This window comes from Salibacter halophilus (genome assembly GCF_008806325.1).
GTDB classification, from domain to species: domain Bacteria; phylum Bacteroidota; class Bacteroidia; order Flavobacteriales_G; family Salibacteraceae; genus Salibacter; species Salibacter halophilus.
Window position 1 is genome coordinate 1 of the sequence record NZ_WACR01000006.1, and the last position, 23,189, is coordinate 23,189.

The 23,189-nt window shown below is 41.8% G+C and carries 17 protein-coding genes and 1 pseudogene; 9 read left to right on the plus strand and 9 right to left on the minus strand.

The genetic code is table 11. The features are described from left to right. The 4 genes and pseudogenes from F3059_RS07585 to F3059_RS07595 form a co-directional block, all read right to left on the minus strand. A pseudogene (locus tag F3059_RS07585) lies at positions 1-981 on the minus strand (hypothetical protein); the annotation flags it as partial. Between the two features lie 378 nt (positions 982-1,359). Next, a complete protein-coding gene (locus F3059_RS07590; protein WP_151167860.1) occupies positions 1,360-1,719 on the minus strand; it encodes a hypothetical protein in 360 nt (119 codons plus the stop codon). Further along, positions 1,698-1,952, minus strand: a complete 255-nt coding sequence (locus F3059_RS13675; protein ID WP_170265123.1) for a hypothetical protein — start codon at positions 1,950-1,952, stop codon at positions 1,698-1,700. Before F3059_RS13675 ends, F3059_RS07590 begins: the two co-directional genes overlap by 22 nt. 1,655 nt (positions 1,953-3,607) lie before the next feature. Next, entirely contained in the window at positions 3,608-4,561 is a 954-nt protein-coding gene (locus F3059_RS07595; protein ID WP_151167862.1) for a hypothetical protein, read from the minus strand. A 171-nt stretch (positions 4,562-4,732) separates the two neighbouring features. Between F3059_RS07595 and ileS the strand changes: the two genes are divergently transcribed. The 3 genes from ileS to F3059_RS07610 are packed head-to-tail and all read left to right on the plus strand — an operon-like array spanning position 4,733 to position 9,311. Continuing rightward, entirely contained in the window at positions 4,733-8,218 is a 3,486-nt protein-coding gene (ileS, locus tag F3059_RS07600; protein ID WP_170265124.1) for an isoleucine--tRNA ligase, read from the plus strand. Between the two features lie 25 nt (positions 8,219-8,243). Next, entirely contained in the window at positions 8,244-8,621 is a 378-nt protein-coding gene (locus F3059_RS07605) for a TraR/DksA family transcriptional regulator (RefSeq protein ID WP_151167866.1), read from the plus strand. Between the two features lie 27 nt (positions 8,622-8,648). Next, positions 8,649-9,311: a lipoprotein signal peptidase gene (locus tag F3059_RS07610; protein WP_223274571.1), complete on the plus strand. Its 663-nt coding sequence runs from the start codon at positions 8,649-8,651 to the stop codon at positions 9,309-9,311. A 70-nt stretch (positions 9,312-9,381) separates the two neighbouring features. On the opposite strand, the gene glmS is transcribed toward F3059_RS07610, so the two are convergent. Genes glmS through F3059_RS07625 form a run of 3 tightly spaced genes read right to left on the minus strand, consistent with a single transcriptional unit; the run spans position 9,382 to position 13,473 of the window. Next, positions 9,382-11,226 (minus strand): glutamine--fructose-6-phosphate transaminase (isomerizing), encoded by a 1,845-nt coding sequence (glmS, locus tag F3059_RS07615; protein ID WP_151167868.1) that lies wholly within the window; start codon positions 11,224-11,226, stop codon positions 9,382-9,384. A gap of 8 nt (positions 11,227-11,234) precedes the next feature. Beyond that, on the minus strand, positions 11,235-12,671 hold the full coding sequence (locus F3059_RS07620; RefSeq protein WP_170265125.1) for a DUF4270 family protein: 1,437 nt from the start codon (positions 12,669-12,671) through the stop codon (positions 11,235-11,237). Beyond that, positions 12,646-13,473, minus strand: a complete 828-nt coding sequence (locus F3059_RS07625; RefSeq protein WP_151167871.1) for a glycogen/starch synthase — start codon at positions 13,471-13,473, stop codon at positions 12,646-12,648. Before F3059_RS07625 ends, F3059_RS07620 begins: the two co-directional genes overlap by 26 nt. Positions 13,474-13,600: 127 nt before the next feature. Between F3059_RS07625 and panC the strand changes: the two genes are divergently transcribed. Genes panC through radA form a run of 5 tightly spaced genes read left to right on the plus strand, consistent with a single transcriptional unit; the run spans position 13,601 to position 17,754 of the window. Continuing rightward, a complete protein-coding gene (gene panC, locus F3059_RS07630; RefSeq protein WP_189683215.1) occupies positions 13,601-14,446 on the plus strand; it encodes a pantoate--beta-alanine ligase in 846 nt (281 codons plus the stop codon). Between the two features lie 40 nt (positions 14,447-14,486). Beyond that, on the plus strand, positions 14,487-14,840 hold the full coding sequence (gene panD, locus F3059_RS07635) for an aspartate 1-decarboxylase (protein ID WP_151167873.1): 354 nt from the start codon (positions 14,487-14,489) through the stop codon (positions 14,838-14,840). A 12-nt stretch (positions 14,841-14,852) separates the two neighbouring features. Next, entirely contained in the window at positions 14,853-15,869 is a 1,017-nt protein-coding gene (locus F3059_RS07640; RefSeq protein ID WP_151167875.1) for a lysylphosphatidylglycerol synthase transmembrane domain-containing protein, read from the plus strand. Next, positions 15,841-16,365: an adenylyltransferase/cytidyltransferase family protein gene (locus F3059_RS07645; protein ID WP_151167877.1), complete on the plus strand. Its 525-nt coding sequence runs from the start codon at positions 15,841-15,843 to the stop codon at positions 16,363-16,365. The genes F3059_RS07640 and F3059_RS07645 overlap by 29 nt, the downstream gene beginning before the upstream one ends. A gap of 15 nt (positions 16,366-16,380) precedes the next feature. Then, positions 16,381-17,754, plus strand: a complete 1,374-nt coding sequence (gene radA, locus F3059_RS07650) for a DNA repair protein RadA (protein WP_151167878.1) — start codon at positions 16,381-16,383, stop codon at positions 17,752-17,754. A 339-nt stretch (positions 17,755-18,093) separates the two neighbouring features. Here radA and F3059_RS07655 read toward each other — a convergent pair whose 3' ends face one another. Next, positions 18,094-19,119, minus strand: coding sequence for an NAD(P)H-dependent glycerol-3-phosphate dehydrogenase (locus tag F3059_RS07655; protein ID WP_223274572.1), 1,026 nt, complete (start codon positions 19,117-19,119; stop codon positions 18,094-18,096). 71 nt (positions 19,120-19,190) lie between these two features. Between F3059_RS07655 and F3059_RS07660 the strand changes: the two genes are divergently transcribed. After that, on the plus strand, positions 19,191-20,039 hold the full coding sequence (locus tag F3059_RS07660; protein ID WP_262713926.1) for a DMT family transporter: 849 nt from the start codon (positions 19,191-19,193) through the stop codon (positions 20,037-20,039). Between the two features lie 1,066 nt (positions 20,040-21,105). On the opposite strand, the gene F3059_RS07665 is transcribed toward F3059_RS07660, so the two are convergent. Further along, a complete protein-coding gene (locus tag F3059_RS07665) occupies positions 21,106-23,151 on the minus strand; it encodes a S9 family peptidase (RefSeq protein WP_151167884.1) in 2,046 nt (681 codons plus the stop codon). Positions 23,152-23,189: the final 38 nt, after the last annotated feature.

Genomic DNA, 23,189 nt, shown 5'->3' on the forward strand with positions numbered 1-23,189 from the left:
TGTCAATACATTTGGCGATACTGTATCGACTATTGTTACAACTGCTGTGGCAGCTGAAGTATTACCATTTCCATCATCAGCTGTAAGCGTAACTGTATTTGTTCCTATGTCATTGCAATCAAAAGCTGTTTGATCTAAACTTAACGTAGGCGTTGTACAATTATCGGATGACCCATTTTCGACATCTGATGTAGAAATTGTAGCCTGTCCATTGGAATCGAGTTGAATCGTTATATTTTGCGCCTGGACGGTAGGACTAATATTATCTGAAACTACAACGTTAAAAGATGATGTTGATGTGTTATTAGTTGGAACACCTGTATTATCAGATGCTGTTACATCAACTGTTGTTGAGCCAACAGAAAATTGATAAGTAGAAGGGTTAATTGATTGATTGTTGATACTGTAAGAAACATTAGGATTTGAATCACAATTATCTGTTACAGTAACATTTGAAAACGACCCTGCTACATAAGAGCAATTCGTTGATGATGTACTTACATTTAAATCATTAGCAACAATAGTTGGCGCAGCATTATCATTAAAGTTTTTTGTTACAGAAAAACCGAAAAGTCCTCCACAAGCTGGTTCTGTTTCAACAGGTGGGCCATCTACAAATGTTATTGTTAAAGATTGGTTACACGCAGCTGGATAAAAATCGTAATAAACCCAGTTGTCATAAGTATTTGCTCCAGTACAGGTTGATCGGTTTTGTACGGATCCTTGAACAGGTAAATTACTGAAAGAGGTGTTGTTCACTGATCCAGTAGCTGTGACATTTTGATTGCCTGATCCCTGATCTACAACTATATAGAAATTTGAAAGAGAACTTGGAGATGGTGTCCCATGCCAGTGTTCTAACCAAAATCGAATAGAACCATCATTCCTTTCTTCCCAAAAGGTTTGAACAGAATGCGAAAAAGCATTAGTACTAACTACTATGAAAGTTAAAAATAAAAATAAATGTCTTAGTTTGTTCATGATAATGATTAAATTATTGAATAATTGAATTTTGAAAATAATTTGTGCAAATTTCACTAAATCATTATACCATTAAACAATTGGAAGAAATAGAAATTAAAAATGTGATATAAAGTGATATAACAGCATTTTTTTTTGTAATTATAATTACTTTTTTTCAACAATAACACTGATCATTTTTAAACCAAAAGTCCTAAGTCATAATCAAACTTTAAATACATTATTTTTTTATGCTCTAAGAGGGTTTAGAAAAACCTGTGTTTAAAATTCCAGTCCATATTTCATATAGCTTTTGGCATTGCGGCCATGTGATTTTACAGGTATCTTTCGGAGTGTGTCATGCACTTAGGCACCTGTTATATGCCCATGTTTATGCAATCATAACCAGGGCAAACAGCCGTGCCACATGCTCTGGATATGTTTTAAGTGCGTATGTTCCAGGTTTAACCCGCTGGACTTCATTCCCCTGAACATAGTCTCAATTTGCCAGCGGTTCTCATACTCTTTAATGGAACAGGTTTCCTGATCATAGGAAATGATAAGTTGGAGTTCTGGCTTGTTATTTCGACCATTGACCTTACAGGCTGTCAGGTAACATTTTACCTCACATACGACCAGCGACTTTTCCTTCCAGGTTTTTTCACCCACTATCAATTGACTAAACAGGTGTGAAGCTTTAACTTTGATACCATTAAAGTATTTGACCCATTTGTTTCCTACAAATTCCCTGTAGGCCAACAATGACCATATGGCTTCGCGTCCAAAAGGGTGGATAAAGCGCTCGATAAGTGTACACGTTCATCTGTATTAGAGTTTCCATTTTTAGGGAGGAGCATAGTAAAGAGTACAGGGAATACACAGCCTTTGTAGACAATACCCAAAGCCAGATTATTAATCCGGAACGTACCAAAGTCCCATTCGGTTAAGTCCATCAACAAATGGTAGGGATCTTCAAACGGGATCAACTTCATAATCATCTTTGCAATAAGATCGGTGTCCAATGCTTACTCAGCAATGAACCGCTCAAGTCTACGCATCGAAGATTCTGCTGTGGTTTTACCTGCAGTTTCAAAGCCAGTGGAGAGTTTGCTTAAATTAACATTTTGAACTTTGCAAAGAGCCAAAACTACTGCGAGATGCGATTTAATGCGGGCACGGTTTACTTTTCCTTAAAAGTGCAGGTGAATGGGATCAAAAATTTTCGTAAAATTGATTCAGCCCAGGAAGTCATAACTGGAGAAATGTTTAGTTTTATACCTATAATATATCGATTTCCAGGGTTTTTAAAAGTTATTTCGGACTTTTTATCCTATTTTTTAGCTGTAGAATTATCATCATGTAAGCAGTTCTTTTACATTAAACTATTTTTGATTGTCATTTTTTAAAAGAAAAAAACAATAAAATATAGTTCAAATATTTAAATAAAAAAACAACCTCATTAAAATGAGGTTGTTTAACCTAACAATCTCGATTAAACATAACTAAACCTTAGAGTGAGTGTTCAATCTTGAAAGTAAACATTTATATCTTTAATGCCTTTAAACATTTGAAATAAACCTTACAAGATTAATCTTGTAAGGTTTTGATGTGTATGAGTACATCATGTTTTAGCTTGATACGAATGTAAGTAAATTTAAGAGCTGTTACTTTTTTTACTTATTTTTGCAATCTTTTTGCCTTCTATTTTAAATTTTATTTTGGATTGCCCTTATTAAGTAACCTGATCGTTATATTTTATTATGTCTACTGGTTATAAGGCTAACATTCTATTTAGTGACTTTCAAGAATTGATCATTTCTGGCTTCATCTGTTAAATCTATAAAAATACTGGTTTAGCCCTTTTAGCGGTTTTAGTTTGAAGATCCGAGAGCATGTTTAATGTGATTGATATGTCTGTCGTCTTGATGGTTAATAAGCTGCAATGCTGTAATAGCAGTCATTTTGCATATCATTCTTGTTGCTAGCCCGCTGAATGTTTTTGCGTAGTTTCTTTTAATCATCATATGGTCGCACAATTGAGAAATGAGTGTTTCAATCCTTTTTCGCTACTTTTTGAACATAAAAGGAAAAGGTTCAAAATCCTTTTGATTGCTCCTCATGGGGTTTTAAGTTTGATCCGGTGATCAGTAAATAAATCGACTTTTTGCTTTGAACTCAGGTATCCTGCACCCCATATGAGCGTGCAGTTATTCATTACACTTAACTTTAATTCGCTCAAGTGATGAAACTTGTTGAAATTTAGCCTCAAGTCATGTATATCTGAGAATGTTGTAGTCGTCATTCTATGATGCTGTTTATTAGCAATAATGCATGACTTTATTTTTTATCTACAAAAAACAGCTTAGCAAGTTAAAGCTAATAGTATTTACTTCCCACAAGTAATCCATACTGGTAATTATGGGAAGCAATTATTTGATTGGCTATCTGGTTAAACAATACAATCATTCCCTGTAAAACATAAAAGGGCTTATATCAAAAGACGTTTTGAAGATCAAAAAGATACGTGATTGCACGATGTTAACCTTTATAAATCAGCTATCTAACTTTTTAACATCGGACCCCCCCATCATTTTTACGGTTTTGATACTACCCCTTTTGGTTCTGACCGAAAACAAAACCGCCTTTATTACAGTTCACTTTTTATTCCTCTCACAATATCTTTTTGAAAAGCTGAAAGAATAGCCTGTAATTCGCTAATGTACTTTTCATTATCAGCATTCATGACATAACCAGCCGATCTCGCCAGTCCAAGCCACTGTGCTGCCCCGTTGTTATCGTTTACTTTACTGAGATTCGTAGCCCAGTCTTTACCACCCCAAACGGTTTTCTTGTAATAGACCTTATTAAAAGACCCGTTGGTTGTAATCAACTTGACATCTGCCTTGATTGCAAGTGCGGGTTCGGTCTCGAGCTTTACATCTTTATACCCTCTACCACCATCAAAGTTGGCAAAGCTCACCATAAAGTTGATCGACAACAGATTTGTTTCAGACTTTGACGACACCTTCATATCAAAATTACCTTCTTTGATAATATTTGTGGTGTAACATACATTCTTGTCTTGCGGCCTAAAGGTCAGATCCCTGATCACGGCAAAAGCTCCGTAGCCGGGTAGCGTTCCTTCTGTAACATTCTTTTTATCTGCTACCGGCTCTGAATTTCCCGTAGAGCCGATGACTTCATTATCCTTATCTTTAGAAACGCGTTTTTGCACATAATCAGATCGCAAAACCCGATCGCCTTTATCAATCGTCAATCCTGCCGACTCGAGTTCTTTAATTAATTCAGAGTAAAGTTGATTGACCATCTGCTGGTAGCTCTCCTGTGTGAGTCCTTCAATTGAAACCTCAGAAAAAACTCCTTTCGTGGCACTTGTTTCGCTTCCTTTCATCAGCGTTGCCTGTGAAACGGCATAATCTGAAACGAAGAGTGGATATTTCTTCAACCTCTTGGCTGATCCTCCGCTTATTTTGAATTTACCTTTGTACTCATCAGTAAAATCTACAGAGCTCCAATCGGCCTGGCTATAAGAAAGACAACTACTAAAAATAAACATCAAGAAAATTCCGGCAAGTCTCATGTTGATATGTTTTGGGGTTTTCACTAAAACAAAAGTGACTTACCCGCTGAGCGAAATCAATACGGTAAATACCGTAAATTCACAATTACATAAAGGACATTCTTTTTTCTCCCCCGCGCAATCCCGTCAAAATTTTACCTTTGCTCGCATTTTTAGGACAAAGTCCAAATCATGGCGAAATTCAACGAATACAAGCAGTTAAACCTCACAGAGGTTGCAGATGAAATAAACGAATTCTGGAAGAACAACCGCATCTTTGAAAAGTCGGTTGAAGAACGCTCCGGTTCTGACCCATTCGTGTTTTACGAAGGGCCTCCTTCTGCTAACGGAAAACCGGGCATCCACCACGTGATGGCCCGCACCATCAAAGACCTTTTTTGCCGCTATCAAACGATGAAAGGCAAACAGGTAAAACGCAAGGCTGGCTGGGACACACATGGCCTCCCCGTTGAGCTGGGTGTTGAAAAAGAACTGGGCATCACCAAAGAAGACATCGGGGACAAAATCTCCATTGCTGATTACAACAAAGCCTGCCGCGAAGCGGTAATGCGCTATACTGATATCTGGAACAACCTCACAGAAAAAATGGGGTACTGGGTAGATATGGACGATCCGTATATCACCTACAAAACAAAATACATCGAAACAGTGTGGTGGTTGCTCAAGCAATTTCACGAAAAGAACTTGCTCTACAAGGGTTACACCATTCAGCCTTATTCGCCAAAAGCCGGAACCGGACTCAGCTCGCACGAGCTCAACATGCCCGGCTGCTACCGCGATGTTAAGGACACAACAATCATAGCACAGTTTAAAGTTGCCGATTCAACTTTCAAGGTACCGGCTCTTAAAGCTGCTTATGAAGAAGGTAATCTCTATTTGCTGGCATGGACTACTACTCCCTGGACATTACCCTCAAACACGGCTCTGACCGTAGGTGAAAAAATCGATTATGTTCTGGTCAGAACCTTCAACCAATACACGCACGAGCCAATATTTATCGTGTTGGCTAAGGACCTTGTCAAAAACGTCCTCGGAAAGAAATTCCAACAGGTCGATACGCTTGAAGGCGTTGTAGCTTTCCAAAAAGGCGACAAAAAGATTCCGTTTTACATCGCAGAATCGTTCAAAGGTAAAGACCTCGTGGGCACGAACTACGAGCAACTACTTCCATACGCCAAACCGATGGAAAATCCGGATGATGCTTTTCGTGTAATTCCGGGCGACTTTGTCACTACCGAAGACGGTACCGGAATCGTTCACACCGCTCCAACATTTGGTGCCGATGATGCCCGCGTAGCAAAAGAAGCCGGTGTTCCACCAATGCTCGTGGAAGACAAAAACGGCAACCCTGGTCCGCTCGTTGATTTACAGGGTAAGTTCCTGGAAACCGTAAAAGATGATGTTTTTGGAATTGGTGGCGAATACGTCAAAGAGGAGTACCTCACCGATGAGGAAAAAGAGGAAGCTCTCAAAAAACAACAAACCTATTTAAAAGATGTCATCAAGAACATCGATAAATATTTGAGTGTTGACGAGCGCATTTCCATCAAACTCAAGATGGAAGGGCTCGCCTTTAACGTTGAAAAGTACACGCACAGCTATCCGCATTGCTGGCGTACCGATAAGCCGGTTCTTTACTATCCGCTCGATTCGTGGTTCATCCGCTCAACTGAGATGAAGGATCAAATGATCGGGCTCAACAAAACGATCAACTGGAAACCAAAAGCAACCGGTGAAGGCCGTTTCGGGAATTGGCTCGAAAACCTCAACGACTGGAATTTATCCCGCTCACGCTACTGGGGAATTCCGCTCCCTGTTTGGACAACTGAAGAAGGTGACGAAGTAAAAGTCGTGGGATCAGTTGAAGAACTGAAAGACGAAATCGACAAAGCCGTTGAAGCCGGAGTGATGGACAACAATCCGCTCGCTGACTTCAAGCCCGGTAATATGGATGAATCGAATTACGATCAAATTGATCTTCATCGTCCTTATGTTGATGATCTAAAACTCGTGAGCAAATCGGGAGAAACGATGACGCGTGAAAAGGATCTGATTGACGTTTGGTTTGATTCCGGTTCAATGCCTTACGCACAACATCACTATCCATTTGAAAACAAAGAAGCTATCGATCAGAACCAGTCTTACCCGGCCGACTTCATCGCTGAAGGAGTTGATCAAACTCGTGGTTGGTTCTTCACGTTGCACGCCATCGGGTCGATGATTTTTGATAGCGTAGCTTACAAGAATGTCGTTTCAAACGGTCTCGTTCTCGACAAGAACGGACAAAAGATGTCAAAACGTCTCGGCAATGCCGTTGAACCATTTGAAGCTATGAAAAAATACGGCACAGATGCTATTCGCTGGTATATGATCACGAATGCTCAGCCGTGGGATAACCTCAAGTTTGATCTCGAAGGAGTTAATGAAGTGAAACGCAAGTTCTTCAGAGCTCTTCAAAACACATATGCTTTCTTCTCGCTCTACGCCAACGTTGATGGCTTTACTTACAGCGAGGATAAAATAGACATCAAAGACCGTCCTGAGATCGATCGCTGGGTAATCTCAAAACTCAACTCACTTATTAAAGAAGTTGACGCGGCATATGCTGATTACGAGCCCACAAAAGCAGGCCGATTGATTCAGGAATTTGTCGTTGAAAACCTGTCGAACTGGCACGTACGTCTCAGTCGTAAACGTTTTTGGCGAGGCGATTACGGTCAGGATAAAATTGCAGCTTATCAAACACTTTACGAATGCCTCACAGCAGTTGCAAAACTGGCTGCGCCAATCGCTCCGTTTTATGCAGAGCAATTGTACCGCGATCTGAATAACGTTACCGGAAAAGAAGATCAGGAAAGTGTTCATCTCGCCTTCATGCCTGAGGTTGTTGAAAGTGAAATTGACACCGATCTCGAAGAGCGCATGTCGATCGCACAGCAAGTATCTTCAATGATTCTCGCTCTTCGCAAGAAAGAGAGTATCAAGGTTCGCCAGCCATTACAAAAGATCATGGTTCCGGTTCTGAACGACACCTTTGAACGCCAACTGAGCGATGTGGCTAACCTCATCAAAACGGAAACGAACATCAAGGAAATCGAATTCCTCAATGATACAAAAGGCGTTTTGGTGAAACAGATCAAGCCCGATTTCAAAGCGCTTGGTCCAAAATACGGCAAGCTGATGAAGGGTATTGCGGCTGCTGTCAATCAATTTGAGCAGGAAGATATCAACGAGTTAGAACGCAATGGTCAGATCCAAATCCAAGTTCAGGGTGAAAATATCACTCTTACAACTGACGATGTTGAAATTTCGACAGACGACATTCCGGGTTGGCTCGTTATGACAGAAAACGGAATTACCGTTGCGCTCGACATTCAGTTGAACGATGAATTGCGCTACGAGGGAATTGCACGTGAATTAGTAAACCGCATTCAAAACCTGCGTAAAGACAGTGGTTTGGACGTAACAGACCGCATTGTAATAACCGTGGAATCACAAGAATTGTTATCCGCTGCAGTAAATGATAATTTCGATTATATTTGCGCGGAAACATTAGCAGATGAGCTAAATTTTGTCGACTCACTTTCAGGCAATAACGTTCATGAAAGCGAGTTAAATGAAGACCTCACCTGTAAATTTAGAATTGAGAAAACTTAACAACCTATAAAAACATTTCCGCTGTATGGAAACAAAAGAAAAAAGCAGATATAGCGATGCTGAACTCGCTGAGTTCAAAGACATAATTGAGAAAAAAATCGCTGAAGCCGAAAAAGATCTCGAACTACTCAACGCGAGTATTTCACACAACAACAATGGTACTGATGATACATCTCCCACTTTCAAAATGATGGAAGATGGATCTGACACACTTTCTCGTGAAGAAACTGCTCAGTTAGCTGCTCGCCAGGAAAAGTTCATCAAACACCTTAGAGCTGCATTGGTACGCATTGAAAACAAAAGCTATGGCATTTGCCGTAAGACAGGAAAACTCATTTCAAAAGATCGATTGAGAGTAGTTCCTCACGCAACGCTTAGCATTGAAGCTAAACGCATGCAATAATTGTTGTCAACCGCAACATCAATCAGTTTGGCTAAAAATATAAAACGATTTCGACTCCCGGTACTAGTACTACTGGGAGTTTTACTTATCGACCAGATCTCAAAGTTCATGGTCAAGCTCAATATGTACCTGAACGAAGAGTTCTCGGTACTGGGCGACTGGTTTATTATTCACTTTACTGAAAATCCCGGAATGGCTTTCGGGATGGAGTTTGGCGGTGATTACGGCAAATTATTTCTCACACTTTTCCGCATTGTAGCCGTTTTCTTTATCGCTCGCTACATTGTAAGGATTTCAAAAGAAGGTGCTCCAAAAGGTGCTATTATTGGCGTAACGCTTATTCTGGCCGGTGCGCTCGGAAATATCATCGATTCAGTATTTTACGGAGTTATTTTCAGTGACAGCTATTACAGCATTGCCCAGTTATTTCCTGAAGGTGGCGGATACGGAACATGGATGCACGGAAAAGTTGTAGACATGTTATATTTCCCGCTCATCAGCGGCTTTTTCCCCGATTGGGTTCCGGTTGTTGGTGGCGATCACTTCATCTTTTTCAGACCTATTTTCAACATTGCTGATACAGCTATTTCAGTTGGAGTTGGTATGATACTACTCTTTCACAGAAAGTTTTTCTCTGAGAGCCTCTCAAAACAAAACGAGACAACATCAGAAGAGAAAGCTCATTCGTAATGGTCAGAGCCAAAAAAAGCCGGCTCTAAAAAGAACCAGCTTTTCCTCTTTAACTTAAAAAAGCGAACGATTACTCAACCGTTACTGATTTCGCTAAGTTTCGCGGTTGATCTACATTGCAGCCTCTCATCACAGCAATGTGATAGGAGAGTAACTGAAGCGGTATAGTCGTTATCAAAGGCGTAAACGCCTCATCAGTATCTGGTATTTCAATAACATGATCGGCCATTTCTCTAATGGTTTCATCACCTTCATTCACAACAGCAATGATTTTTCCGTTACGAGCTTTTATCTCCTGGATATTGCTCACAACTTTTTCATACTGTCCGTTTTTAGTGGCAATAACAACCACAGGCATGTTTTCATCGATCAACGCGATGGGTCCGTGCTTCATTTCAGCAGCCGGATAACCTTCAGCGTGAATATACGAAATTTCTTTCAATTTCAAAGCACCTTCTAGAGCAACGGGAAAATTATACCCTCTTCCCAGGTAAAGAAAGTTCGATACGTCCTTGTACATTTCTGCAATGCTTACAGTCATATCTTCACTTTCGAGCATTTGCTCAACTTTCTTGGGAATTTGATCCAGCTCGCTGATCAGTGATCTGAATCTACTCTCGGTCAGAGCACCTTTTCTGCGCCCGATCTCCAACGCGATCAAAGCCAACACGGCAACCTGAGCGGTAAATGCTTTTGTCGATGCTACACCAATCTCAGGTCCGGCATGCGTATAAGCTCCGGCATGTGAAGCGCGAGCAATTGAAGAGCCCACTACATTGCATATTCCAAAGATTGTAGCTCCTTTTTTCTTCGCCAACTCGATTGCGGCCAACGTATCAGCCGTTTCTCCTGATTGTGAAATCGCGATTACAACATCATCTTCAGTGATAATCGGGTTGCGATAGCGAAACTCAGATGCGTACTCAACTTCAACGGGAATGCGAGCAAACTCTTCAAACATGTATTCTGCAACCAAACCTGCATGCCAGCTAGTACCACAAGCCACAAACAGAATTCTACTCGCGTTTTCAAATTTTGCACCGTATTCTTTTACACCCGACATTGAAATAATTCCTTCATCGGGAAGTAATCTACCGCGAAGTGTATCGCGAATTGAGCGGGGTTGTTCAAAAATTTCTTTGAGCATGAAATGATCGTATCCACCTTTTTCGATTTCTTCGAGATGCATTTGAAGCTCGTGGATGTAAGGGTCGATCGATTTATTATCTGTGATGCTCTTGATCTCGAGTTTTTTTCCACGCTCTATTACAGCCATTTCCTCATCTTCGAGGTAAACTGCATTTTTCGTGTATTCTACAAAGGGAGTTGCATCTGAAGCGATGAAAAACTCATCGTCTCCAATTCCAACAACGAGCGGACTACCTTTTTTAGCGAGTACAATCTTGTCTGTGTTTCCACGCTCAACAATTGCGATAGCATAAGCGCCCACAACCTGATTGAGGGCAACACGAACAGCATCTTCCAGTTTGAGGTCTTCAGCTTCTCTCACCATTTCGATGAAATTGATCAGAACCTCAGTATCTGTTTCACTTTCAAAACGGTATCCCTGGTTGACCAATTCTTTTTTGAGGGCATCGTAGTTTTCGATGATCCCGTTGTGAATGATCGCGAGATTTTTGCTTTGAGAGTAATGCGGATGCGAGTTGACATCATTTGGCGGTCCGTGAGTTGCCCAGCGGGTGTGACCAATGCCCAGCGTACCTTTTAGGTTCTGACCATTAGCTTTATTCTCCAAATCAGCAACTTTGCCTTTGCACTTGATGAGATTAATATCATCTTCATCTACAATGGCTACTCCGGCACTGTCGTAACCTCTGTATTCAAGTCTTTTTAATCCTTTTATTAAGATTGGGTATGCCTCCTGGCTACCCACATAACCAACAATTCCACACATAAGGCAGATTAATTTACAGGGGTGTAAATAATTTTCATTTTAGGTTTAGCGCCAGATGTAGGGTCATAGCCCGCTAACACCGAGCGTGTTGCGTTGACACCTTCCCCAGAAGCTAGCAACGCGACTTCAAATTTAGCATTTTCACCCGACTCGTAATTGAGAAACAGGTTTTGTACATAACGCGTCACATTGAAGCGGTAACGTGTATTTGTGGTATCATAAAAACCATCGAGGTGTGATGTTCCTTCAACAGCATCTGGGATTGTGAACAAGGTGCGGGATGAATCAAACTGACCAATACTCAATTGAGCTATGCGATTGTATCCATCATTTTGCTCTACCGGCAGTAATAGCTCTGCGCGGTTGATGATTACACCTCCTTCAAAATCATCAAAGAAGTTCTCGATATGCGGTATTTCAAGTGTTACCCGTGTGCCTCCCATCGCCTGGAGGTAGAGTTTTTCTCGTCCACCTTCATAATCGTCAAGGTTCATTTGGAAGGGAGCCATGCTGTAATCGTGTTCGTAGAGGTTGAAATAAGAACTGGAATCGTTCAACACGAACTCGTATGTTTCTGCATTTTGACCCGCTCCGTCATCAATACGGTAATGCATTGTCATGCGATTAAATGATGACTCGGGATCGATAAACATGATTTGACCAGCATCCAGGAAATAATTGTTGTCTTCTGGAACAATAACAAGTCCGTTGAGATACTGAATAAAAGCTAATTGATTATCGTAAACTCCTGCTCCTGCAGTTAATAGCTGCTGACCAAAAGTTGAATCGAGCTTTATGCGCAATTGTGGCGGCTCAGTATTACTTCCAATTTCAAGAGTATCCTGGGCATTTGGAGTATAAATCGTTGCTTCACCAACGGGATTATTCTCATCGTAAGTGAACTGCTTTACTCCACTAGTGCTTCTGATTGTACCGTTTGAATAAACTGAATCTGAAGCGAAAACATTCGTTGTAGCTCGATATATCTTAAATGAAACGCGATCCAAATTGTTTGCTCTCAAACTATTTCGACCGTAATATGAGGTTCCGACTGTGAAAGGGAGTGACATTACAAGCGAATCCAATGTGAGGTTGTTTGGATCACCAAAGTCAACCTGAACCTGTGATGGGCGATACTGCAAAAACAGACTCGCTTTGGTGGGACCAAAAACTGGGTCGTAATATTCACCGAGAAGTGATCTAAAACCTTCATCAGAACGAACTGAATCCACTTTTACAGTTTTTGCCCTGATCGAAAATGTATCCACAACATTACCGGATACCTTGTCACTATCGGGTTGTAGCTCGCCTCCAACTTTGTTGTCTTTTTTGCAGGACGAGAGTGCTACGAGAATTAATAAAATGGAAAAGGGGTAAACGAATACCCCTTTTGCCTGTGACATTATGGTAGTAATGCTCTTAATCGGCAAGAACCGATTTTTCATCGAGTATTTTGTCATAAAATTCTGAGTATGCATCAATGTATGATTCTTCGTCTTGATAGTCGAGGAACGGTTTATCAGCTTCTTTAATTGCCTTCTCAACACCTTTATCCACATTTTCAGATCCTTTGATTACTGCATCGGCATGTGAAACTGCTAATTTGTGAAGGTTGTTGTATTCAGCTTTTTCAATTACTGAAATTTCATCGTGCTCAATTCCGTCAAACTTCACTTTGTTGATCATTTCATCATCGATCTTTTTCTCGGGATGTTGATCATAAACGCTGTAAACAACTTGTGTATCGTTGAACAGCGGATCGTTTTTGTAAACTGTTTTGAGGTAAGTTGGCAACAATGCAGTCATCCAACCGTGACAGTGAATAATATCAGGAGACCAACCTAGTTTTTTAACTGTTTCGAGCACTCCGCGAACGAAAAAGATCGAGCGCTCATCATTGTCGTCAAAGAAGTTTCCTTCTTTATCCTGAAATGTTGCTTTGCGGTGAAAGAATTCTTCATTGTCAATGAAGTAAACCTGCATGCGTGCCGGCTGTATAGATGCCACCTTGATAATCAATGGATGATCAAAATCATTTACCACTAAGTTCATTCCCGATAGGCGAATTACTTCGTGGAGTTGGTGGCGTCTTTCGTTGATTACGCCAAATCTCGGCATAAACGTCCTAATCTCTTTTCCTCTTTCCTGTATTCCCTGTGGCAAATTTCGCCCTACGCTTGACATTTGGTTTTCAGGAAGGTAGGGGGTTATTTCCTGCGACACAAACAAAATTCTTGGCTTACTCATATTATACCTTCTTTATCAAAAAATTCGCACAAAATTAAGCATAAATGGCTTGTAAATCAAGTTTTCAATTAGTTTTGCCCACTTTGCCCTGCGCTCTGTCAATACAATTGACTAAATTTAGTGAAGCGTGAAAGTTTGTAGAACAAAGAAAGAAATGCAATCGGTTGTGCAAAACGCACAGGCGAATAATCAATCGATCGGTTTTGTTGCCACTATGGGGGCTCTGCACAGTGGCCACCTGGCTCTTGTTGAAAGATCAGCAAGTGACAATGACATCACAGTGGTTAGCGTTTACGTAAACCCCACTCAATTCAACAACCCTGAGGATCTCGAAAAATATCCGCGAACACTGGATCGCGACATCAAATATTTGGAGTCTGCCGGATGCGATGTGGTTTTCACACCAACTGATGACGACATGTATCCCGAAGGCAAAAAGTCCAAATCTTACCCTTTTGGTTCTTTAGCAACGAAAATGGAGGGTGAGTTCAGACCCGGGCACTTCGATGGAGTTGGAACTGTCGTTAATAAGCTCTTCGAGATCATAGAACCAAACAATGCTTATTTTGGCGAAAAGGATTACCAACAGGTTTTGGTCGTTCGCAAAATGGCTGAGCTTGAAGGATTGGATGTCAATGTTGTGGGCTGCCCTATTGAACGCGAAGCGAACGGACTTGCAAAAAGTTCCCGCAATGAGCGACTCACTGATGAACAAATGGAGAAAGGCTCAATTATTTACAAATCGCTTCTCATGGCCCGTGATCTGAAAGAAAAGGGAAAAACGGTTGAAGAAATCGAAAAAGCTGTCAAAGAGACTTTTGATCAACAGGAGATGTTTGATCTGGAATATTTCAATATTGCCGACACCAAAACGATGGAATTATTGAGTGGCTCAATCGATGTTCCGGCTCGCGCATTCATAGCAGCTTTTGCCGGAAATGTGCGCCTGATTGATAACATCGACCTGAATTAATCGTTACTTTTGCGCACTTTATTTATCAGGGTATTTAGCTATGCTTATTGAAGTTGTAAAATCTAAGATTCACCGCGTTAAGGTTACACAAGCCGATCTCAATTACATCGGCAGTATTACGATTGATGAGGATTTGATGAAAGCCTCAAACATTATTGAAGGCGAAAAAGTGCAAATCGTAAACATCAATAATGGTGAACGTCTCGAAACCTATGTGATCAAGGGCGAGAGCGGAAGTGGTGAAATTTGCCTCAACGGTCCGGCTGCGAGAAAAGTAGCTGTGAACGATATTATCATTATCATATCTTATGCTCAACTCGAGTTTGAAGAGGCAAAAAAATTCAAACCTTCTGTTATCTTTCCAGACGAAACAAACAACACACTGAAAACCTAACAACACTATTTTATGAAAAAGTACCTCACCGGATTTTTGAAAATCGCCATACCGCTGGGTTTTGGTCTTTTTCTCGTGTGGTATTTTTACTCCACACTAACACCTAAAGACAAAACAGAAATAATGGACGCCTTTGAGCGCGCCAATTATAGCTGGGTTTGGCTCTCACTAGTAGCAGCTACCCTCAGTCACATGAGCCGCGCTTACCGATGGAAATTCACATTGGCTCCGCTCGGTTACAAGCCCAATTTCACCAACAGCTTTTTCGCTGTGATGATCGGTTACCTCATCAACCTGGCTGTTCCAAGGCTAGGTGAAATATCGCGTTGCGGAATTGCGCGCAAGTACGAAAACATCCCATTTGAAAAACTGCTTGGAACGGTTATCGCTGAACGCGTTGCCGATGCACTCATTCTCATGACAACCATCCTCACCGTAATTTTTCTACAGTACGAAGTCATACAAGATCTACTGAACGAAATACTGGCATCTGTCTTTGGTAAAATATCCGGTACAACGATCCTCGTATTGTTAGTTGTTTTACTGGTTGGCGGAATTGGATCACTCGTTTTCATTTACCGCATCAAATCAGAAAACAAATTCATACAAACCATTCAAAAAACCCTCAAAGGAATTGTTGACGGAATGCTCAGTATTTATACCATGAAGAAGAAGTGGGCATTCATCGGGCACACACTTTTTATTTGGCTGATGTACCTCATGATGTTTTACCTGTGCTTCTTCGCTCTCCCTGAAACATCAAACGTTCCAATTGCGGGTGTTCTCACAGGCTTTGCCCTGGGCGGAATCACTATCGCAGTGACAAATGGCGGAATTGGAGCTTACCCGCTCGCAGTACAGGCGATTTTAGTACTCTACGAAGTGGACAAAAACACAGCAGGAGCCTTTGGCTGGATTGTGTGGACAGCTCAAACGATTCTTATCCTCATTTTGGGTGCGCTGTCATTTGCTTTAATTTCACCGTTTAACCGATGGAAAAATGACAAACTCAAAGCAGCTCAGGCATAAAATCATGGATAAGTCGGTTGCGGTCAGAACCGTAGCCGAATGGAAGTCGCAGGGCGAGACAGTCGTGTTCACGAATGGCGTTTTTGACCTCTTGCACAAAGGCCACATCGACTACCTCTCAAAAGCTGCCGATTTGGGTACAAAGCTGGTGATGGGACTCAACAGCGATGCATCGGTGAAAACGCTGAATAAAGGTCCGGCCAGGCCCATCAAAGATCAGGATCAGCGTGCAACCATTCTGGCGGCACTCTTTTTTGTGGATGCTGTCATCATTTTCGATGAAGAAACACCTTTTGATCTCATCAAAAAACTCACACCAAATGTTTTGGTAAAAGGTGGCGACTACGACCCCCAATGCTCTGACCAAAATGATAAACGCTATATCGTGGGATCTGACCATGTGAAAGAGAATGGCGGAAAAGTGGAGGCAATCGCCTTTTTACCGGGCTACTCCACCACATCTTTAGAGCAAAAGATATTGGATTCAAACCAATAGATTTACCTTAGCGGCATGGCCAAAACGAAATCCGTTTTCATCTGTCAAAACTGCGGTGCACAATCGCCAAAATGGGTTGGACGCTGCTCCAGCTGTGGCGAATGGAACTCTTTTGTAGAGGAAGTTATCACGAAAAAAGACAAAAAACGCGCTTCGGTCAGAACCGAATCGACTAACGACACCATTGCCAAACCGCTGTCTCTGACCGAAATTGAAACGGAAAACCTGCCGCGTATTTCAACCAACAACAACGAGCTCGATCGCGTTTTGGGAGGAGGTATCGTCCCGGGTTCGCTCGTGCTTATAGGCGGTGAGCCCGGAATTGGGAAGTCAACGTTGATGCTGCAAATAGCCGTTTCGCTACCGGGAAAAAAAGTGCTTTATATTTCAGGTGAAGAGAGTCCGCAGCAAATCAAAATGCGCGCCCAGCGAATGGGAAAAGAAACTGCCGATACTTTTTTACTGGCCGAAACGTCACTCGACACGATTTTCAAGCACATCAAGAATGTAGCGCCTGACATCCTGATTGTGGATTCTATTCAAACGCTACACACCTCACTGATAGAAAGTGCTCCGGGAAGCGTGAGCCAGGTGCGCGAGTGTACGGCTGAACTGTTGCGTTTTGCCAAAGAGAGCAACATTCCCGTTTTTCTCATCGGGCACATCAACAAGGAAGGACACATTGCCGGTCCAAAAATACTGGAGCACATGGTAGATAGTGTCTTGCAGTTTGAAGGCGATCGCAATCACATTTATCGCTTGCTCAGATCCGTAAAAAACCGCTTTGGATCGACCAACGAGTTGGGGATTTACGAAATGGAAGGAAGCGGCTTGCGGGAAGTGCGTAATCCGTCAGAGATATTCATCGGTAACCGCGATCAGTCGCTCAGCGGAACAGCTATTGCCGCAACAATGGAAGGCCTGCGCCCTATGATGATTGAAACACAGGCTCTGGTGAGTACAGCCGCATACGGTACTCCGCAACGATCTGCTACGGGATTTGACCTCCGCAGACTCTCAATGCTTTTGGCTGTACTGGAAAAACGCTGTGGGTTCAAGCTCGCTTCGAAGGATGTGTTTTTAAACATCGCGGGCGGAATAAAAGTGGATGATCCGGCCATTGACTTGGCCCTGGTTTGTTCCGTGTTATCCTCCAATGCCGACATGCCGATAAGTGCTAATTACTGCTTTGCTGCCGAGGTTGGACTGTCAGGAGAAATAAGACCCGTGACACGCTGCGATCAACGAATCAGCGAAGCTGAAAAACTCGGCTTTGAAAAGATCTACATCAGCTCGTACAACAAAAAAGGCATCGACCAAAAAGACTACGACATCAAGATCAAAATGGTGAAGCAAATCGGTGAAGTTTTCGCTGATCTTTTTGGGTAAATGAATTTGGTGGGTTTGGTGTTTGGAGGTTTGGAGGTTTGATTCAGGATCACGAAGCTCGCAAAGAAATCACAAAGCTCACGAAGATTAAAGAAGCACCTTGTGTCCTGGTGTCTTTGTAGCTATAAGTTAAACTCAAAAAACACCCTGTGAAACACTGAGAATTACACTGTGATACTCAGTAGTATAATTAAATACAAAGTCAAAGCTGAGTCATTTCCCAGTCTCAGATTATGCATTTAGAAATTACACACCCTCAATGACTCTTCATTTCTAAATGGTTTAAAAAACAATCATCAAGGAATTAAACCTCTTAAACACTAAACTTTAAACGATAAACTAACTGAGCTTATCCGCCAGAATATTCATTTCAATAACAGGAGAAATCTTTTCGTAGATCACGTGATAAACCGCCTGGCAAATAGGCAAATCCACATCAAATTTCTCGTTGATGGCCATAATGCTTTTTACAGCGTAATAACCCTCTGCGATCATGTCCATTTCGAGCTGAGCTGTTTTGACAGAGTACCCCTTCCCGATCATAAATCCGAAAGTGCGGTTACGCGAAAATTTAGAATAAGCCGTCACGAGCAGGTCACCCAGATAAGCTGATGTCAACACATCGCGGTGAATCGGGTTTACAGCATCGATGAATCGTTCCGCTTCCTGGATTCCATTAGAAACCAAAACCGCCTGGAAGTTATCTCCGTATCCGAGTCCGCTGTAAATACCGCTCGCTATAGCGTACACATTTTTTAAAACTGCCGAGAGCTCGGTTCCGAACAAGTCATCAGAAATTGAAGTTTTGATGTAACGGCAATCCAGCATTTTGGCAAAATTAGCCGCTATGTCCTGATCAGGACAAGCAACAGTAATGTACGACAACCGTTCGAGCGCAACTTCCTCAGCGTGACAGGGCCCTGAGATCATCCCGATTTGCTCGTAAGGGATTCTGAACGTTTTGTGAAAATAACGGGCCGGGATAGCGTTAAACTCCGGAACGATTCCCTTAATAGCCGAAATGATGATCTTTTTATCCATCCCATCGCGTGGGTAATCGTCAAACATATTGGCGATAAATGCCGATGGAGTGGCCATTACCAACACCTCTGAGCTGTCGATAATCTCCTTTAAATCTGTACTCACATGAATTTTGTCCATGTTGTACTCCACAGATTGTAAATACTTGGGATTGTGATGGTACTTTTTGAGGTGATCAACACTCTTTTCGTTTCGCATCCACCAATTTACGCGATCGAGATTGTTGGTGAGCATCTTTACGATGGCCGATGCCCAGCTTCCTCCTCCAATAACAGCTACAGACGGATTGTTTTTCAAAACGCTTTCGTGTTTGGTGAACAGCAAAGTTGTAATTTATCTCGAAATTACGCCTACTTCACTGCAAAATTCACAAAAAACCCCACCTTTGCACGCTCGTGAATAAAGGGGTTCAATATATGCTCATATCGGCTTTGTGCTTTAGCCTCATGCAGTTGTGCGTGAAGTTTTTGAGCCACTTGCCTTTTACTGAGCTCGTTTTTTTCAGATCCATCGTATCGCTGGTGTTGAGCCTCATCATTTTGAAAAGAGCAGGCGTACATCCGCTCGGCAACAAGCGTAAGTATTTGGTATTGCGCGGAATCTTTGGCGTGATTGCCCTGTCCAGTTTCTTCTTCACTCTTCAGAACCTGCCCATTGCCACGGCTATCGTGATCCAGTACCTCAGCCCGATGTTCACAGCGTTATTTGCCATCTGGATATTAAAAGAACCCATGAAACCTATTCAATGGCTCTTTTTTGCACTTTCTTTTGCGGGCATTATCGTCATCAAAGGATTCAACGATGACATCGACCTTATATACATGATTGCCGGGGTGGTATCCGCTGTTTTTGCCGGACTCGCATACAACATGATCGGGAAGGTGAAAGGATCTGACCATCCCGTTGTGGTGGTGTTTTATTTTCCGCTCATCGCCACGCCCATCATGGGAGTTGTTTCACTTTTTTACTGGGAAACGCCTGTCGGATGGGACTGGCTCATCATCCTCGCTATGGGTATATTCACGCAACTCGCACAGGTAACCATGACAAAAGCCTGGCAAGCTGAGGAAGCCAATCAAATAGCCCCACTGAAATATGTGGGTATCATCTTCGCGCTGTTTTGGGATTACTCGATTTTTGGCATCTCCCACAACTGGTCGATGTTCGTAGGTATCGGACTCGTAATCTCCGGTGTTGTCGCCAATTTATTGATGAAAAAACGACTGAACAGGAATACTGCTTAGGTTCCTGGTCAGAACCAATTGTGCTTTTCTCTTAACAACAGAGTTTAATTCATAGCTTTGAAACAACATTTATTGAATGTTGGTCGAAAAACAGCAAAATGGATCGTTTATTAAGGGTTGAATTCAGGGTCAAGGTCGAGACTAAAAAAACAAGCGATCCTTAATTAAACAATAAACCCAAATCTTAAATCGTAGGCTTCGTCTCATCAGTCAGTGATATATAGCGGATGTGCGTAGTCGCGTCTTTGAGTTTCTTGCCTATAACCGAAGCGTTGAGGCTTAGAAAGTTATAGCCCCTCGCACTTGCTGCAGGGTTTCAAACTACGAAAAAGACAAAGCGCGAAGCACAAAATCCGACTATGGTTTTCGGAACGAAGTGGAGAAAAATCACCTCTGATGAGACTTGACCTTTACGTCCTTTGTGTCAAGACAAAGGACAATGAAAACTACATCCCTTATCCTCGTTTCTCTCGGATATTCTTGTGCTTTTGCCTTGATGCAAAAACACCTAAAAGATCAAGGCTAACGGAAACTTTGCTCGAATTTCTAGCAGTCGATCACTATTTTTACTGAACTCGCAAACGCCTTTTACGTATTTTTCTTCAAGAAAAACACGAAGGCTGAGCTCAAGCACAGCAAAAATGTACGCTCTCTCTGCTGAAATTCTACACGTCAGTTCCCGAGGCCGTTAAGCTCGTAGTTTTGTTTTCGTGTAAAAACTAAACTACCTCCTCGTCTCAGATGGTTTAAACCATAAAAATCAAGCGGTCCATTATTTATTAAGTAATTAACCAGAATCTCAATTCGTAGGTCGCTTCTCATCAGTCAGTGGTATATAGCAGGTCTTTGAGATTCAAGGTCCAGGTTGAGAAAGCTCGTAAAACTATATTATGAATATATTGAATCCATTCTCGTCCAGCTTTTCGAATAAAAATGCGATACTTTATTCAACAATTAAGCTATTCTGAAAACTTTTCTAAAGCTTGGAACTTTAGAAAAGTTGAATAATTTCAAAAAGAAGGGTTCTGACCATTAAACTGATCAGAACACGGGACTATTTAACTATTTACTCTCCATCAATCGTATCCTCTAACCACGAGAAAAACTCACGCTGCCACAGCAAACCGTTTTGCGGTTTCAGAATCCAGTGGTTTTCATCAGGGAAATAGAGGAATTTACTTTTTAAGCCTTTCAACTGTGCGGCCTGGAAAGCTTCCATTCCCTGCGTATATGGAACACGAAAATCTTTTCCGCTGTGGATGACCATCATTGGGCTGTCCCAGTTATCGACAAAGTTGTGAGGTGAGTATTTTTCATAACTCTCAGGTGGATTATTTCCCCAATAAGGTCCGCCAATATCAAAGTTGGCAAAGAAGAGTTCCTCTGTAGAACCGTACCAGCTCTCCAGGTTGAACAATCCGCAGTGTGAGATAAACGTGTTGAAACGATCTTCGTGGTTACCGGCAAGGAAATAAACCGAGTAACCTCCGTAACTCGCTCCCACAGCTCCAGTGCGTTCATTGTCGCAATACGGCTCTTCAATCACGGCATCAAATGCAGCTTTATAATCGTCAATTGCCTGTCCGCCCCAGTTTTTACTGATCTCTTCATTCCATTCCTGCCCGAAAGTTGGCAAACCTCTGCGGTTTGGTGCTACAACAATGTACCCTTTAGCCGCCATGAGCTGGAAATTCCAGCGGAAAGAATAAAACTGCGAAACAGCACTCTGTGGTCCGCCCTGGCAATAAAGGAGTGTAGGATATTTTTTCTTTGGATCAAAATCTGGCGGATAAATCACCCAGGTCAGCATTTTTTCACCATCTGTGGTCTCTATAAAACGTTTTTCAATTTTGCTCTCCTTGATCTTTGAATAGGCTTTGTCATTGACTTTTGTCAATTGTTTTTCCTCACCAGATTCAATGTTATAACTGTACAACTCATTTGCCCGGTTCATGGTGGACTTGTGAGCCACTACTCGTGTTGGCCCCACACCAACAATACCTGTAATATTGTGATCTCCTGAAGTTATGGCTTTGCGTGTTTCATCGAGATCTTTCACCTTTTTATCAATAGCAGCCGACATGCTGTAAAGCTGGTAAGTAGCCTCGTCACCTGCATTGATGATCACCTCATTGTTCCCGTGAAAAGCAAATCCAAAAAGCTGGCGATCCCAGTTTTGAGTGATGTTTACAGGATTTTCGATATCATCTGTATTAGCAATTTTCAATTCGTTTTGATCAGACTCATAACCATCTCTCTCCATGCTCAACCAAGCGAAAAGGGTTCCGTTTTCATTGAATTGCGGATCAGTGTCGTAACCTTTATTTGCTTCGGTTACATTTTCGGTTTTTCCTGATTTCACATCATAGAAATAGATGTCAGTGTTTGTGCTCTCAGCATATTCTTTTCCGGTGAGTTTCTTGCAAACGTAAGCCAGCGTTTTCCCATCCGGACTCCAGGTGAAGTCCTCAGCTCCGTGAAAAGGCTTAACCGGAACATCGTAAGGCTCATCAGGCATAATGTCTTTGATGTTGGAAATAACTCCTTCCCTGTAATCGGCAATGTGCAGGTGGCTGTAAGAGCCATCTTCCCAGGTGTCCCAATGACGATACATCAAATCAGTATAAATTTTAGCATTAGCTCGCCCAAGATCAGGGTATTTAGCAACTAACGGATCTTTTACTTTCACTTCAGTTGTGAAAGCAATTTTATCTCCTGATGGTGAATACTTGAAATGAGAAACAGCTACATCCTGGTTTTCCATTGTGTGAACATTCATTCCGCTCAAATCAACTTCAAATAGCTTTCCACTATTGATAAAACCGATGCTTTTCCCATTGGGATGGAGCTGAACACCATATTCAGATCCTTCCATATCGGTAATTTGATTCACCTGACCTGTGCGGTTGTTGAGCACATACAAGTCAGAACCGCCCGAGTTTTTAGCAACATCGTACTTCGTGACGCTATAAACAACTAAATCGTATTGTGAGACAAACACCTCACCGCTAACACGACCCAATTCCCATAATTTCTCGGGAGTCATTCGGTTCTGACCGAAACTCAAAAGACTAAAAAATACTGCTATACCTGCTATTGCGAATTTTTTCATTGTAACTTTTCTTTACCTGTTTTGCGTTAAGTTTATAG

Bases quoted from the DNA above. Each gene is read 5' to 3' on its own strand.
- F3059_RS13675 (WP_170265123.1), bottom strand. From the start codon at position 1,952: ATGAAGTTGATCCCGTTTGAAGATCCCTACCATTTGTTGATGGACTTA.
- F3059_RS07595 (WP_151167862.1), bottom strand. From the start codon at position 4,561: ATGAGACTTGCCGGAATTTTCTTGATGTTTATTTTTAGTAGTTGTCTT.
- ileS (WP_170265124.1), top strand. From the start codon at position 4,733: ATGGCGAAATTCAACGAATACAAGCAGTTAAACCTCACAGAGGTTGCA.
- F3059_RS07605 (WP_151167866.1), top strand. From the start codon at position 8,244: ATGGAAACAAAAGAAAAAAGCAGATATAGCGATGCTGAACTCGCTGAG.
- glmS (WP_151167868.1), bottom strand. From the start codon at position 11,226: ATGTGTGGAATTGTTGGTTATGTGGGTAGCCAGGAGGCATACCCAATC.
- F3059_RS07620 (WP_170265125.1), bottom strand. From the start codon at position 12,671: ATGAAAAATCGGTTCTTGCCGATTAAGAGCATTACTACCATAATGTCA.
- F3059_RS07625 (WP_151167871.1), bottom strand. From the start codon at position 13,473: ATGAGTAAGCCAAGAATTTTGTTTGTGTCGCAGGAAATAACCCCCTAC.
- panD (WP_151167873.1), top strand. From the start codon at position 14,487: ATGCTTATTGAAGTTGTAAAATCTAAGATTCACCGCGTTAAGGTTACA.
- F3059_RS07640 (WP_151167875.1), top strand. From the start codon at position 14,853: ATGAAAAAGTACCTCACCGGATTTTTGAAAATCGCCATACCGCTGGGT.
- F3059_RS07645 (WP_151167877.1), top strand. From the start codon at position 15,841: ATGACAAACTCAAAGCAGCTCAGGCATAAAATCATGGATAAGTCGGTT.
- radA (WP_151167878.1), top strand. From the start codon at position 16,381: ATGGCCAAAACGAAATCCGTTTTCATCTGTCAAAACTGCGGTGCACAA.
- F3059_RS07665 (WP_151167884.1), bottom strand. From the start codon at position 23,151: ATGAAAAAATTCGCAATAGCAGGTATAGCAGTATTTTTTAGTCTTTTG.